We start from the raw sequence: 13336 nt of genomic DNA, 5'->3' as shown, positions 1-13336 counted from the left end.
CCTATACAGACCCGTGATACGTATATACGTGTGGAGTACACGCATCACCCCGGCTCACCGGAACCCCCTGAGCCAGAGGGCGCCGCGGCCCGTGAGGAGGTCGCGGAGGCGCTGGAGCAGCTGGCGCTTCTCGCCGTGCGCCACCTGGCCACCCGGGACATCAGCTTCACCGCCGCCTCCACCCTCGGCCGCCTGGAGCGGGAGGGCCCGGCCCGGCTCACCGCACTCGCCGCCGACGAGGGCGTCAGCCAGCCCTCGATGACCCAGCTGATCCAGCGGCTGGAGCGGCAGGCCCTGGTGGCCCGGGTCGACGATCCGCACGATGGGCGCGTGGTGCTGGTGGCCATCACCGACGGCGGGCGTGCGCTGCTCGCCGAACGGCGCCGCGACCGTACCGCCCGGCTGGCCGGACTGCCCGCCACCCTGCCCCCCGAGGACGAACAGGCACTCGCCACCGCCGTCCGCGCCGCCGCCCCCGCCCTCCGGCGGCTGGCGACGAGCACGGGGGCGGACCCGCAGGCCCCCGGGGAGTTCCGCTTCCTGAACGGAGCCATGGCGGCCGAGTCCGCCCCGGTTCCCGCGGGCTGAGCCGAACGGCGCGGTCAGATGCGCCAGGAGCGGATGCGGCCCGCCGCGTCGAAGACGTCCGCCTTGCCGGACAGGATGTCGCGGACCAGGTCGATCAGCGCGCCGTACGGCGGGTCGATGCCCTCGCCGGACGCGTGCATATAGGCCACGGCGGTCGCGCTGGCGAAGCGCGCGTTGCTCGCCGGGAGCGGCCGGAGCATGGCGAGCGTGTGCAGCAGCGCCGCGGCCCGCCACGCCGGGTCGGGATCGACACCCAGGCGCGGCGGGTCGACGCGGTGCCGGGCCACGGCGGCGACCAGCCCCGAGAAGTCGGAGATGGCCGGCTGTTCGGGCAGGACTTCCTCATGGCGCTGGAGCAGCCAGGGGACATCGATGTGCAGCGGCGGCATCGTCAGGCGGCCTGTCCCGGGTGGCGGTGTTCGTCGTCCGGGAACGCGTCCGCGAAGGCGTCCGCGGTGTCCGCGAAGAAGCGGCGGAAGACCTCGGCTCCTTCCTGGAGGGCGCGGTGGCGGGCGATGTCGGCGACGGTCGCCTCACGGACGAGGGCCTTCATCGTCGTACCGCGCTCCTTGGCGATCTGGCGGAGGTCCTCAAGTTCCCGATCGCTGAATTCCACGTTGAGTGCTGACATGCGGCACACCCTACGCGCCCGGTACCCCGACAGCAATCGCCCCAGCTCACATCATGTTTTTGTAGGTACTTGACAACGCGTCGGGGGCGTGTTTGCCGGGCGGCCGGGCACCGTCCTGATCGACCCGGACGAACGGCTCGCGCACCTCATGGCTCGCCAGGGCGCCGTACGCGGCGGGGCGCCGGAACGCGTTCCCCCACGTCTCACGGCGCCGGTAGTCGCGGAGCGCGTCGAGGTCGAAGACCGCCGGGTAGATCCCCTCGGCCTCGCCCGCCTCGACCACGAGCATGTCCCGGGAGCGCCCATCGGCGAAGGCGATGCCGTCGAAGGCGATGGAGTGCCCCCAGCCGGGGCCCGCGTAGTTGGCCATGGCCAGGGCGGTCATGTTCTCGCTGGCGCGGGCCCGGAACTGGCTGAGCCGGTTGATCTCCAGATCGCAGGCGTTCGGCGTGAGGACGAGTTCCGCTCCGGCGAGCATCAGGGCCCGGGCGCTCTCCGGGAACTCCCGGTCGTAGCAGATCATCGCCCCCGTCATGACCTCGCCCGCCGCCGTGTCCAGGGCGCACACCTCGAAGCCGTCGCCCGGGGTGAGGACGGCCTCGGGCAGGTCGAAGGCGCAGGTGTGCACCTTGGCGTAGGTGAGCGCGAGGCGGCCGTGGCGGTCGATGAGGGAGACGGTGTTGCGCGGCTGCCCGTCCCACCGCTCCAGATAGGTGAGCGCGATCGCCATCTCGAGTTCGGCCGCCAGCTCACGGAAGTGGGTGACGAAGGGCCCGTCGCAGGTGATCGCCTCATCGCCCCATACGGCCTCGGGCGCGGGCAGCGGCGGTGCGGGCGGCGCTCCGTCCCACAGCCGGGGGTGGCGGTAGCGGTTACCGGTGGTCTCGTCGGCGACGGTCGCGCGGTAGCCGTTGCTCCACATCTCGGGGAAGAGCGCGATGTCCGCGCCGATGGCCTTGGCCCGGCGGCAGGCGGCCTCACCGGTGGCGAGGTTCGCCCGCAGGCCGCGGCCGGGAGGGGCGAGCTGGAGCAGGGCGACGGTCATGGTGGTCATGGCTGGTTTCTCCTTCGTCGGCTGGTGGGAGCGGTGGCGAAGGAGTGACCGGCGGACCCCGGGCGCGGGGCGGGCGTCAACGCATGCCCACCACGCTACCGGGCACCGGGGCCGCTTGTAAGGGGGCGGTTCCCGGCGAAGAGGCCGACGGCACGGTGCACGGCCGGTGAGGGTACGGTGAGCCGCATCACAGGAGATCACAGGGATCGCGGGAATCGCAGGAGGAGAGCGTGGCCATGGAGCAGCGGGTGTGCGGCCGGACCGGGCGCAAGGTCTCCGTCGTGGGGCTGGGGACCTGGCAGCTGGGCGCGGGCTGGGGCGATGTCAGCGAGGCGGACGCGCTGGCCGTGCTGGAGGCGGCCGTCGAGTCGGGGGTGACGTTCTTCGACACCGCCGATGTGTACGGAGACGGGCGCAGCGAGCAGCTCATCGGGCGCTTCCTGCGGGACCGGCCGGACGCCGGGATCTTCGTGGCCACCAAGATGGGGCGGCGGGTGCCGCAGGTCGCGGAGAACTACACGCTGGACAACTTCCGTGCGTGGACCGACCGTTCGCGCGCCAACCTGGGCGTGGACACGCTCGATCTGGTGCAGCTGCACTGCCCGCCGTCCTCGGTGCACGCCACCGACGCGGTGTTCGACGCGCTGGACACGCTGGTGGACGAGGGGCGGGTGGCGGCGTACGGGGTCAGCGTGGAGACCTGTGAGGAGGCGCTGACGGCGATAGCGCGGCCGGGGACGGCGAGCGTGCAGATCATCCTCAACCCGTTCCGGCTCAAGCCGTTGGAGAGGGTGGTTCCGGCGGCGGAGGAGGCCGGGGTGGGGATCATCGCGCGGGTGCCGCTGGCGTCCGGTCTGCTGTCGGGCCGGTACACCAAGGACACGCTGTTCGCCGACGACGACCACCGTACGTACAACCGGCACGGCGAGATGTTCGACCAGGGCGAGACCTTCTCGGGGGTGGATTTCGAGGAGGGCGTCGAGGCGGCGGTGGAGTTCGGGAAGCTGGCGCCGGAGGGCGCCACGCCCGCGCAGACGGCGCTGCGGTGGATCGTCCAGCAGCCGGGGGTGACCTCGGTCATCCCCGGCGCGCGTTCGCCCGAGCAGGCGCGGGCGAACGCGGCGGCAGCGGCGCTGCCGCCGCTTCCGCAGTCCACGCTGGACGCCATCGGCGAGCTGTACGACCGGCGAATCCGCGCGCAGGTGCACCACCGCTGGTGACGTGGCGCGGGCCGGTGGCGTCAGAATCCCGCGTCCGCCGCCCATCGGGTCAGCTCCCGCTGGGCGGCGGCGCGCAGCTCCGCGGAGGGGGCGGCGGTGCCGTCGGCGACCAGGGCGTAGTGCAGGGTGCCGGAGTCGGTGTCGGCGTCGGCAGGTGCCGACAGCACCAGACGGCGGGTGTCGGTGCCGCCGGGCTCGGCCGCGGTGGCGATGGAATGGTCGGCGGTGTGCCCCTGGGCGGTGTACGCGGGCGGGCCGGTGACGGTGCCCAGGTCGGAGACGACGGTGGTGGCGGCGGGGTCGAAGTCGCGTGGCAGGTGCAGCTCGGTGGGGGCGTCGGTGTCGCCGTCGGAGCGCCACACCAGCAGGCCGTAGCGGCCGGAACCGGTGAGCTTGGCGACGTTGGGGAGGGAGCTGGGGATGCGGTCCCAGCTGAGGGTGGTGCCGCCGTCGCGTGAGCGGTCCTCGAAGGTGAACGCGAGCGTGCGGCCCGCCACCGCGCTCGGGTAGAGGCGGTCGAGCAGCCGGGCGTCCTGGCGCAGCTGGGCCTTGCCGGAGTCGTCGAGGCGTACGGCCGAGAGGTCCTCGTCGTTCCAGGCGTCGCCTTCGGTGAGGATCTTGCCGGTGTTGCCGTTCATCGCCTCGCGGTGGCGGCCGTTGTAGATGTCCCATTGCCACTGGTTGGAGGAGAGGGCGGGACCGGAGGCGGCGGGCTTGGTCCACCAGGTGGCGCCGGGCAGGCGGGAGTCGAGCGCCTGGTACATGCCCTTGAGGACGGTGGGCGCCTTGTCGGAGGTGAAGCCGGTGAGCGGATGGCCGAACTCGCTCATCACAGCGGGGGTGTTGAGGGCGGTGGCGCGGTCGCGGACGGCTCCGAAGTCGGTCGAGTACTGGCCGTCGGCGGCCTTGCCGGGCATGAAGATGCCGGAGATGGCCTTCTGGTCGTAGTAGTGGGTGTTGAAGACGTAACGGGAGCCGGGCTTCCCCACGTCGAGCAGTCCGCCCTCCTGGCGCTGGAAGTCCAGATTGGAGTTCCAGAACATGTTGGGCTCCACGAAGGCGGGCTTGTCCCGCCAGCCCGCGGCGTCCATGCGGGCGCGGAACTTCTCGTAGAACGGCCACAGCACGTTCTTCTCCCAGGTGCGGCTGTTCTGGCCGTTGTCGTAGACGCCCGCGTAGGGCTCGTTGAGCGGGTCGAAGCCGGTGACACGGGCGAACGCGTCGGCGGGGAGGTGCTGGGCGACGTAGGACATGGTCTTCTCGGCGGTGGCGAGGAAGGCATCCTGGACGCGCACGGTTCCGGCGCTGGTGGTCAGGGCGCGGTTGTTCCAGAAGTCGCGGGTGGCCTTCATGACGGCCTGGTTCTGGGTGATGTTCTGGCCCCAGTGGGCGCAGATGCCGCAGGACTCCTTGCCGTAGCCGCCCGCGTCGACGACCCACTTCGGGGCGCCGTCGCCGCTGTACCAGCTGTCCTTGTCGAAGATGTGGCGGGAGTAGAGGTCCTGGTGGAAGTCGGGGTACACCCGGATTCCGGCGTCGAGGAAGGCCTTCATCTGGGCGGTGACCTGCTCCAGGTAGCCGGTGTCCACCTCGCCGGGCCGGGGTTCGGCGTGGGCCCAGGAGAGCAGGAAGCGCACCGAGTTCGCCCCGGTCAGGTTCCGCATCGCGGCGGCGGACTTCCGGGCGTCGGCGACGCCGGCGAAGGGGAGGCCGTTGTTCTCCTCCAGTTTGGTCTCGCCGGAGACGTTGAAGCCGCGGAGCACGACCTCGCGGCCGTGGCCGTCGGCAAACCGGGTCCCGTCCGTGGTCACCTCGTCCGCGGCCCGCCCGTCGAACCAGGGCGGTTCGGCCGCGGCCGCCGGGGTGCCCGGGGCCACGATCGCGGCCACCAGCAGAACGGCCGCCCCGAGCAGCCCTGTACGGCCCGCTCGGGACCGGCCGTTCCGTATGCCTGAAGTCGCGATGCCTCGCGTCGCATGCGTCGCCATGGACACTACCGTCCAGTAGACATGAAGAATCGTCAACTAGCGGCGGTCAGTGGATCGTTCGGCCGTCGCGACGCATCGGGACAATCGGGTTACCGCGGGAAACCGCTGCCCAGGGCCGCGCCCGCTTCCGGGGCGCCGAGCCCGTCGGGACCGAAGGAGACGATGCCGTCGGTCGTGAGACCGGCCGACGACCCACGCAGCGCCCAGGCGGCACCGCTGGAGGTCTGGGCGCCGTCCTCGCCGGGGGCACCCACGGACAGGTCGCTCTTGCCGTCGCCGTCGGTGTCGGCGTGCTGGACCGCCGCACCGAAGTAGTCGCCCGCCTCGGCGGCGCCCGGGACTCCGGCGGTGTCCTGGGTGAAGGCCTGGGCGCCGGTTCCGGACAGCCCGCCCGAGCCGCCGTACAGCTGGACGACGCTGCCCGCGTCCTTCTGACCGGCCTCCAGGTCCTCGTACGGGATGCCGACCGCGACGTCCGCGTAGCCGTCGCCGTTGACGTCGTCGGCGCTCAGCGCGTTGCCGAACTGGTCGCCGTCCTCGTTGACGCCCGGCACGCCCGCGGTGTTCTGGTCGATGGTCTTGGTGCGCGTGGTGCTCGGGCCCGACGCGGTGCCGTAGAACACCTTCAGGGTGCCGTGGTCGTACGGCAGGTTCTCGACGACACCGCCGGGGACGGTGCGCATGATGAGGTCGCCGAAGCCGTCCTTGTCGACGTCGCCGATGGTCGTGGCGGCGGCGTCGGTGAGCTTGGTGGGCGTCTTCCCGAGGCCGTCCGTGCCGCCCTTCCAGACGAGGGTGTCCTCTGACATCTCCTCGAAGGCGTGGGTGCTGACGAGTTCGTCCTTGCCGTCGCCGGTGATGTCGCCCGCGGTCAGGCTGGTCGGCCGGTCGATCTTTCCGGTGTCGACGGTGGCGCTCCCCGCCGCGGCACCCTCACGGGTGAACGGGCCGAAGCGGACGCGCAGCCCGGTCGTCTCGTCGAGCTCCGAGCCCTTGTCGACGATGACCTGGTCGACCAGATCGGCGTGGCCGTCACCGTTGAAGTCGCCACCGGCGATGGTGCTGTAGCCGAAGTTGTCGCCGTCGCCGTCGGGCAGCCGGGTGCCACCGCCCAGGCCGTCCGCCGAGCCCCACAGGACCGTGGTGGCGGGCTTGCTGCCCGTCTGGACCGCCAGGTCGGTGTAACCGTCGCCGTCCAGGTCGCGGGCGACCGTCTCCTCACCGAAGTACGCCGAGGCGGCGGGGTCACCGGGGACACCCTCGGTGGCCTGGCTGACGATCTGCCGGTGGCCGGTGTCCGTACCGGAGGCCGAACCGTAGACGACGGCGACATAACCGGCCTTGGTCTTGCCGCCCACGGTGCCGGTCGGCGCGGAGACGGCGAGGTCGGCGTATCCATCCTTGTTGAAGTCGGCCCGCGGCGCGGAGGCCGCCGCGGTGGTGCGGGCCTCGGCGGCACCCGCCGACGGGGCGGCGAGTAAGGCGGGGGTGGTCACAAGCGCGACCACCGTCGCGCAGCGCGCGACGGTGGAAAGAGAACGGGACCGCACAGATCCTCCAGCTCGTTGGTGAGCGTTTACCTCATGTACATCCACCAGGACAGCCGAAGTCACCGAACGGTTGCGCATGGGGACCTAGGGAATCCCCTAGCTAGGGGGTGCCTCGGCGATCGCCTGCGGCAGCTTTAAGCAACCGTGAGCACGATTTTGCCTTGGATATGCCCTCGTGCGGCCCGTTCGTGCGCCGCTCGGGCATCCGCGAGCGGAAACGTGCTGTCGATCGCGACGCGAACCGTGCCCGCCTCGAGCAGGCGGCCCAGTTCGGCGAGCTGTGCGCCGTTCGAGCGCACCTGGGCGCCCGAGACCGTGACGCCCAGCTTCGCGGTCTCCTCGTCGTCGAAGTCACCGAAGAACACCGGGAACAGGGCGCCGCCACGCCTGAGCGTGCGCAGGAAGCGACTGCTCCCGGGGCCACCGACGGCGTCGAGAACAAGGTCGACGTCGTGCACGAGTTCCTCCGGACGACTCTTGGTGTAATCGATGAACTCGTCGGCGCCGAGCTCGCGCAGGAACGATTCATGCGTGCCCGACGCCACCGCGGTGACCCGTGCGCCCTTCCACTTCGCCAGCTGTAGCGCGAAGTGCCCCACGCCGCCCGCGGCGCCGTTGACGAGCACCGTCGTGTCGGCGTCGAGCGGCACCGGGCGATGCCGCGCCGCCTGGAAGGGCGACGGGTGATCGTGTCCGACCTCGATCAGGAACTGCCACGCCGTCAGCAGGGCCATGGGTGCGCCGGCGGCGTGCACGTGGTCGATGCCGGCCGGCTTGCGCGCGAGGTCCGACGCGGGCGCTGCCACGTACTCGGCGTACGCGCTGCCGTCGAAGCTGGGAAACCGCAGGAGGCCGAAGACTTCATCACCGACGGAGAAGCCGTCCACATCGGCGGCGACGGCCTCGACCACGCCTGACACGTCGGTCCCCGGAATCACGGGCAAGCTGAACTTCGGCCTCGTCTCCGGGGGCAGATTGGTCAGCCCGTCGCGCAGGTACCAGTCGGGGGGATTGACCCCGACCGCGTGCACGCGAACGAGCACCTCACCCGGCCCCGGCTCGGGAATCGGCACCTCGTCGTCACGCAGAACCTCAGGGCCGCCGTGCTCATGGAGGCGGATCGCCCGCATCGTGTGTGTCGGCATCGTCTTCTCCTGCCCCTACCACGGGATACGCTGATCGGATCAGTGATCCATGCATCCGGATCACTGATCCAGATCATACATACGGATCACTGATCCGGAAAGGCAAGAGGGAGCGATGCGGGCCGACGCCAGGAAGAACCGCGACCACCTACTCGCCGTTGCGGGCACCGTCATCACCGAGCAAGGCGTCGACGCGTCGATGCGCGACATCGCCCGCAGGGCCGAGGTGGGGCTCGCGACGCTGCTCCGCCACTTCCCGACGCGTGAGGCGCTGTTCGAGGCCTTGCTCCGTACGAGCTTCGACGAGCTGACGGCGAGGGCAGGCGAAGTCGAAACGTCGAGCTCGCCCGACGATGCGCTGGTGTCGTGGCTGCGCGACTTCGTCGCATGCGCACACAACTATCGCGGCGTTGTGGCGTTGATGGTGGCTGCCATCGAGGACACGGAGTCCGCGCTTCATACGTCGTGCGTCACGATGCGCGCCGCCGGCACACGGCTCCTTGCCCGCGCCCAGGCCGAGGGCATGGCGCGCACCGACATCGACGGCACCGACCTGTTCGCCCTGGCCGGGTCGCTCGCGTGGCTCAGCGACCAACCCGCGCTCGCCCCGCGCGCCGATCACCTCTTCGAAGTCGTCGCGAGCGCGATCCTGACGAATCCGGCGAGCACGACGCCATAGGCATTCGCTATAGCGCCTGCTGGTATTCGGGTGTCACGCCGAGTTCCTCGGGGTGCGGGTGAGCAGATCGGCGACCCGAGCGGTCATCCGGCTCTCCTCGCCGTTGCGCGCGGTCGTCGGGTGGTACGCGAGCACAAAGCGGCGCCGCTGGTCACGGGTGGAGAACGCGGCGTTCTTGTAGCCGTACGTCTCACCGGTCTTGCCCCACAAGGTCACGCCGTTGACGGTGGCCTGCTGGAGCCCGGTGCTGTAGCGGGCCGGACTGCCGTCCAGCATCCGCACGTCGTCCGGCGGCAGGGTGAACATCAGCCGGAGCAGCTCGGTCGGAAGCAACTCACCGGAGAACAGCGCAGTGAGCAGCCGGTCGACATCGCGGGTGGTGGAGACCATGTCGCCTTCGCCCCGGGTGGACGACTGGTCGTACACGGTGATGTCCCGCAGACTGCCGTCGGCCATCTTCAGGTAGCCGTGCACGTGTCGGCCATGGATGTGTGGGTCGTCGCCTGGTACGACGGTGTGTTCCAGACCCAGCGGGCGCAGGATGCGGGCCTCGACGGCCTTCCCGTACGGGCGGCCGGTCACCGTGTCGATGATCAGCGCGGCCAGTACGTAGTTGATGCCGCGGTACTGCTGCCGGGTGCCCGGCGCGAACTTCAGCGGCCCGTGCGTCGCCGTCGCCACCCACTCCCGCGGCGTCCAGTGATCGAAGCGGTGCTGGAACACCTCCTCCGCGGTCTTCGGTTCCGGGATGCCGACGTGGTCGGGCAGCCCGCTGGTGTGGTTCAGCAGATGCGCCACGGTGACGGCCGCGTACCGGTCCGGCAGCAGCCCCGGCAGGACCCGTCGCACCGGCGTATCCAGCGTGATCCGGCCCTCCGCCACCAACTGGAGTACCACCGTGGCGACGAAGACCTTGGTGATGCTGCCGACCCGGACCTGGTCACCCGCCCTCACCGGCCGCCCCGTCCCGATGTCGGCCACGCCCGAGGTACCGCGCCACCGGCCCGCTGTGCCGCTGATGCGCAGCTGGGCCGCGGTCGACGGCGGGCTCTGGAGGTCGTCGATCGCTGCTTGTAGGGCGGTGGGATCCAGCGGCGGGAGCGCCATGGGCGAGGCGGCGGCGCGGCGCGCGGGCAGTGCCGCGCCGGTGGCCAGCGCGGCGGTTCCTGCCAGCGCGGCTCTCCCGAAAACCCTTCGTGACATGCGCGTTGAGGTCATGCCTTACACGCTGTCAGCGGGCGGGCACCTGGGCATCGGGGGCGCCCCTCAGTGTTCCCTGGTCCCGCCCTGACCCGTCCCGCACACAAAAGAACGTATCGCTGTCCGGCCGGGCTCGGCAGAACGATTGACGCACCAGCTGCCACGGTCTACCTTCTGACCGACTCGCCGAACTTCGTTCGAAATACCGACATCATCTGGTGCTTGGCCGCACATCCCATACCCTCGACACCCCCCACGAGCCGCGGCCGCTGGCCCGGCTCATGCACCTCCCTTGGAGACCAAGATGAGTGCCATGCTCCGCCCCGGCTCCCAGCCGTCCCGCCGCCGCTTCCTCGGCATGGCTGCCGCCACACCCCTGGCGGTTTCCGGCGCACTGACCCTCGGCGCCGGAACGGCCCACGCCGCCGACTCGGCCTATGCGATGTGCTACTTCACCGAGTCGACCAGCCTGGGCGCGGGCACCGACTACGGCCTCCACCTCGCCGTCAGCACGGACTCCCTCAACTGGACACCGCTGAACCAGAACAACCCCCTGGTCACCCCCACCGCGGGCGCGCTCGGCCTGCGCGATCCCTTCCTCATGCGCAAACAGGACGGGAGGTTCGTCGTCCTCGCCACCGACCTCAAGGGGACCGACTGGAGCTACAACAGCCAGTACATCCATGTCTGGGACTCCGCCGACTTACGCACCTTCACCGGCTACCGGCGGCTGAAGCTGCACGACATGACCACCCACAGCTGGGCACCAGAGGCGTTCTGGGACGCGGGCAGAGGGCAGTACGCGGTCATCTACTCCTCGGTCAACTCCAGCGGCCACAACGTGATCATGGTCAACTACACCAGCGACTTCGTCACCGCCTCCGCCCCGCTGGTCTTCTTCGACCCCGGCTACGACGTGATCGACGGTGACATGGCCGTCGGCGTGGGCGGCTACAACTACTTGTTCTTCAAGAAGAACCAGACACTGGTGGCGGCCCGCTCCACCTCCCTGAACCCCGGTAGCTTCAAGGAGTTCAGCGCCGGTGTCGCGCACGGCGGCACCGAGGCGCCGACCGTCTACAAGTCCCTGACCTCCAACACCTGGTACCTGTGGGGCGACACCTACACCCCCAACGGGGTCTTCTACGCCTGGCGCAGCACCGACCTCGCCTCCGGCACCTGGACCGCGCTCGACCAGAAGACCTACACCCAGCCCGTCAACTCCAAGCACTGCGGGATCACGACGATCACCACGGCCGAGTACAACAACCTGATCGCCAAGTGGGGCGCCCCGGCCTGGAACCGGCTGAAGTCGTACAACTTCCCGGATCGCTACGTCCGCCACTTCGACTACGTCGGCCGCATCGACACGTATCCCTTCGACCTGTACACCGACTCGCTGTGGAAGCTGGTGCCGGGCCTCGCCGACAGCTCGGGGGTGTCCTTCCAGTCGGTCAACAACCCGACCCGCCACCTGCGCCACTACAACTACGAACTCCGACTCGACGCCAACGACGGGACGTCCACGTACGCCGCGGACGCCACCTTCTACCGCACGGCCGGGCTGGCCGACTCCACCTGGGCTTCCTTCCGCTCGTACAACAACCCCACCCGCTACATCCGCCACTCCAACTACGTCCTGCGCATCGACCCCATCTCCACGGCGACCGAGCGGCAGGACGCGACCTTCCGCGTCGGCTACTGAGCGGCGTAGCCCCTGAGGCCGATCCGTCGGGGACGGGGAAATCCCCTACAGGTGTGTGATATCCGGGCGTTGGACGGTGTGGCCGATTCAAAACTGAGCTCGATTGATCGCTAGTCAGCTATGGCTGGTGTCCGCGCTGGGCTATGGCACCAGAAGGACGGCATCAGCGCCGGATGGCGCCAGGAAGCGGCCCACACGGTCCACTGGCCAGCTCTCCCCGCCTGGATTGGGCTGGTCGAGACAATCCTCATTGATCCGTTGGTGCGGCGAGTGCCGGGTTCTGTCCGGACCGGCTCAGGGCCTGGGCGACGAACCCGGACGCCGCCAAGTGAGCCACCGTCTCGCTCAGGAACCGCACCGTCTCCGGATGCCGCGCCTTCGTTGTCCCGAGCGCCTGCCGGATCGTCATGAACGCGGGCTCGATGAGACGCAGTTCGGGGCGGTCGGCGACGTGTGCGGTGAGTGGCTGCCGGATTCCCGCCGCGGCCTCCAGCTTATCGGCGTGGAAGACGTCCACACCCTCCGGGCCCCGGACCACGGTGGCGTGGCGCAAGGTGCGCGTCAGGTAGAGGTCGTAGGCGGAGCCCTGCTTCACGCCGATGCGGATGCCCGGGCGGTCCACGTCTTCAGGGGCCCGCAGGGTGGAGTCGGCAGGGACGGCGTACACGCCTTCGATGTGTACGTACGGGGCGGTGAACGCGATCTCCGTCTCACGGGCCGGATCGACGGCGAGGAAGCACAGGTCGGCGCGGTCGGTGGCCATGGCCTCGTAGGACTTGCGGGCCGCGTCGAAGCAGAGGAACTCCACGGGCAGGCCAAGGCGTCGGGCTATCTCACCGGCAAGATCGACGGTGATCCCGCGGGGCGCGTCCGCGGTGCCCTGGGCGAGGACGGGGTTGCCGAGGTTGATGGAGGCGCGGAGCACTCCGGTGGGGGCGAGGTCGCGGGCGAGCGCGGTGGCGTCAGGGATCTCCATGGGCCGAGTCTAGGTACGGTCGGCAGCCCCCGGCTTCGCCGAGTCCAATCGGCCCGCGGCCCGCCGCGCCGCCTTCCCGGCCGGGGCGGGCAGGACACCGACGCCGGGTACGTCGAGTCCGCCGGAGGGCATCAGCCGTCCGGAGAAGACGTTGTTGGCGCCGACGAATCCCGCGACGAACCGGCTCCGGGGGTGCTGGTAGAGCTCGACGGGGGTGTCGACCTGCTGGACGCGCCCGGCGTCCAGGACGGCGATCCGGTCGGCGAGCGACATGGCCTCCTCCTGGTCGTGGGTGACGACCAGGAAGGGCGGGGCTCACCAGATCGCCACATGAAAACGGCGGCCATTTTCATGGACGGGCTACAGGAACCACACCGAGCAGGAGAGGACCCCTTCGTCATGGCCGTACCCAAGCGGAAGATGTCCCGGAGCAACACCCGCAACCGCCGCGCGCAGTGGAAGGCAAGCGCGCCGGACCTGGTGACGATCACCATCGACGGCCGCGAACACCAGGTGCCACGACGGCTCGTCCCCGCTTACCGGCGCGGCCTGCTGCACCCCGAGAACTGACCGCACCATGGCCGACCGCGCCTCGCCGAG

At 70.2% G+C, this 13336-nt stretch carries 14 protein-coding genes; 5 read left to right on the top strand and 9 right to left on the bottom strand.

The window, feature by feature from the left end; all coding sequences use genetic code 11:
• Positions 1-30: 30 nt before the first annotated feature.
• Positions 31-588 (top strand): MarR family winged helix-turn-helix transcriptional regulator, encoded by a 558-nt coding sequence (locus LCH29_RS04970; RefSeq protein ID WP_446460446.1) that lies wholly within the window; start codon positions 31-33, stop codon positions 586-588.
• Between the two features lie 14 nt (positions 589-602).
• Here LCH29_RS04970 and LCH29_RS04965 read toward each other — a convergent pair whose 3' ends face one another.
• Genes LCH29_RS04965 through LCH29_RS04955 form a run of 3 tightly spaced genes read right to left on the bottom strand, consistent with a single transcriptional unit; the run spans position 603 to position 2273 of the window.
• Complete coding sequence (locus LCH29_RS04965) at positions 603-977, bottom strand: toxin Doc (RefSeq protein WP_446460445.1); 375 nt, start codon at positions 975-977, stop codon at positions 603-605.
• A gap of 2 nt (positions 978-979) precedes the next feature.
• Entirely contained in the window at positions 980-1219 is a 240-nt protein-coding gene (locus LCH29_RS04960; RefSeq protein ID WP_123108537.1) for a hypothetical protein, read from the bottom strand.
• 46 nt (positions 1220-1265) lie between these two features.
• Complete coding sequence (locus LCH29_RS04955) at positions 1266-2273, bottom strand: carbon-nitrogen hydrolase family protein (RefSeq protein WP_446460444.1); 1008 nt, start codon at positions 2271-2273, stop codon at positions 1266-1268.
• A 236-nt stretch (positions 2274-2509) separates the two neighbouring features.
• Here LCH29_RS04955 and LCH29_RS04950 point away from each other — a divergent pair, with 236 nt between their 5' ends.
• A complete protein-coding gene (locus LCH29_RS04950) occupies positions 2510-3493 on the top strand; it encodes an aldo/keto reductase (protein WP_446460575.1) in 984 nt (327 codons plus the stop codon).
• Positions 3494-3513: 20 nt separating this feature from the next.
• Here the strand turns inward: LCH29_RS04950 and LCH29_RS04945 are convergent, their stop codons facing one another.
• The 3 genes from LCH29_RS04945 to LCH29_RS04935 all read right to left on the bottom strand — a co-directional run bounded on the left by LCH29_RS04945 (position 3514) and on the right by LCH29_RS04935 (position 8176).
• Positions 3514-5481: a cellulase family glycosylhydrolase gene (locus LCH29_RS04945; RefSeq protein ID WP_446460443.1), complete on the bottom strand. Its 1968-nt coding sequence runs from the start codon at positions 5479-5481 to the stop codon at positions 3514-3516.
• Positions 5482-5570: 89 nt separating this feature from the next.
• A complete protein-coding gene (locus tag LCH29_RS04940; RefSeq protein WP_446460442.1) occupies positions 5571-6977 on the bottom strand; it encodes an FG-GAP-like repeat-containing protein in 1407 nt (468 codons plus the stop codon).
• A gap of 188 nt (positions 6978-7165) precedes the next feature.
• Complete coding sequence (locus LCH29_RS04935; protein WP_446460441.1) at positions 7166-8176, bottom strand: NADP-dependent oxidoreductase; 1011 nt, start codon at positions 8174-8176, stop codon at positions 7166-7168.
• A gap of 115 nt (positions 8177-8291) precedes the next feature.
• Between LCH29_RS04935 and LCH29_RS04930 the strand changes: the two genes are divergently transcribed.
• Positions 8292-8855 (top strand): TetR/AcrR family transcriptional regulator, encoded by a 564-nt coding sequence (locus tag LCH29_RS04930; protein ID WP_446460440.1) that lies wholly within the window; start codon positions 8292-8294, stop codon positions 8853-8855.
• A 33-nt stretch (positions 8856-8888) separates the two neighbouring features.
• Here the strand turns inward: LCH29_RS04930 and LCH29_RS04925 are convergent, their stop codons facing one another.
• Positions 8889-10073 (bottom strand): serine hydrolase domain-containing protein, encoded by a 1185-nt coding sequence (locus LCH29_RS04925; protein WP_446460439.1) that lies wholly within the window; start codon positions 10071-10073, stop codon positions 8889-8891.
• Positions 10074-10359: 286 nt separating this feature from the next.
• Here LCH29_RS04925 and LCH29_RS04920 point away from each other — a divergent pair, with 286 nt between their 5' ends.
• Positions 10360-11760: a glycoside hydrolase family 43 protein gene (locus tag LCH29_RS04920; protein ID WP_446460438.1), complete on the top strand. Its 1401-nt coding sequence runs from the start codon at positions 10360-10362 to the stop codon at positions 11758-11760.
• A gap of 247 nt (positions 11761-12007) precedes the next feature.
• Here the strand turns inward: LCH29_RS04920 and LCH29_RS04915 are convergent, their stop codons facing one another.
• Complete coding sequence (locus LCH29_RS04915; protein WP_446460437.1) at positions 12008-12736, bottom strand: transporter substrate-binding domain-containing protein; 729 nt, start codon at positions 12734-12736, stop codon at positions 12008-12010.
• A gap of 9 nt (positions 12737-12745) precedes the next feature.
• Positions 12746-13009 carry a hypothetical protein gene (locus LCH29_RS04910; RefSeq protein ID WP_446460436.1) on the bottom strand — a complete coding sequence of 88 codons (264 nt, stop codon included), beginning with the start codon at positions 13007-13009 and terminating at the stop codon, positions 12746-12748.
• 126 nt (positions 13010-13135) lie between these two features.
• Here LCH29_RS04910 and rpmF point away from each other — a divergent pair, with 126 nt between their 5' ends.
• Complete coding sequence (rpmF, locus tag LCH29_RS04905; RefSeq protein ID WP_446460435.1) at positions 13136-13306, top strand: 50S ribosomal protein L32; 171 nt, start codon at positions 13136-13138, stop codon at positions 13304-13306.
• The last annotated feature ends 30 nt before the right edge of the window (positions 13307-13336 follow it).

This window comes from Streptomyces sp. BRA346, assembly GCF_052851135.1.
Note: the sequence above shows the minus strand (reverse complement) of the source record. Positions and strands in the feature narration are given on the sequence as shown.

Bases quoted from the DNA above. Each gene is read 5' to 3' on its own strand.
- LCH29_RS04920 (WP_446460438.1), top strand. From the start codon at position 10,360: ATGAGTGCCATGCTCCGCCCCGGCTCCCAGCCGTCCCGCCGCCGCTTC.
- LCH29_RS04915 (WP_446460437.1), bottom strand. From the start codon at position 12,736: ATGGAGATCCCTGACGCCACCGCGCTCGCCCGCGACCTCGCCCCCACC.
- LCH29_RS04945 (WP_446460443.1), bottom strand. From the start codon at position 5,481: ATGGCGACGCATGCGACGCGAGGCATCGCGACTTCAGGCATACGGAAC.
- LCH29_RS04960 (WP_123108537.1), bottom strand. From the start codon at position 1,219: ATGTCAGCACTCAACGTGGAATTCAGCGATCGGGAACTTGAGGACCTC.
- LCH29_RS04965 (WP_446460445.1), bottom strand. From the start codon at position 977: ATGCCGCCGCTGCACATCGATGTCCCCTGGCTGCTCCAGCGCCATGAG.
- LCH29_RS04935 (WP_446460441.1), bottom strand. From the start codon at position 8,176: ATGCCGACACACACGATGCGGGCGATCCGCCTCCATGAGCACGGCGGC.
- LCH29_RS04955 (WP_446460444.1), bottom strand. From the start codon at position 2,273: ATGACCACCATGACCGTCGCCCTGCTCCAGCTCGCCCCTCCCGGCCGC.
- LCH29_RS04910 (WP_446460436.1), bottom strand. From the start codon at position 13,009: ATGTCGCTCGCCGACCGGATCGCCGTCCTGGACGCCGGGCGCGTCCAG.
- rpmF (WP_446460435.1), top strand. From the start codon at position 13,136: ATGGCCGTACCCAAGCGGAAGATGTCCCGGAGCAACACCCGCAACCGC.
- LCH29_RS04925 (WP_446460439.1), bottom strand. From the start codon at position 10,073: ATGACCTCAACGCGCATGTCACGAAGGGTTTTCGGGAGAGCCGCGCTG.
- LCH29_RS04950 (WP_446460575.1), top strand. From the start codon at position 2,510: ATGGAGCAGCGGGTGTGCGGCCGGACCGGGCGCAAGGTCTCCGTCGTG.
- LCH29_RS04930 (WP_446460440.1), top strand. From the start codon at position 8,292: ATGCGGGCCGACGCCAGGAAGAACCGCGACCACCTACTCGCCGTTGCG.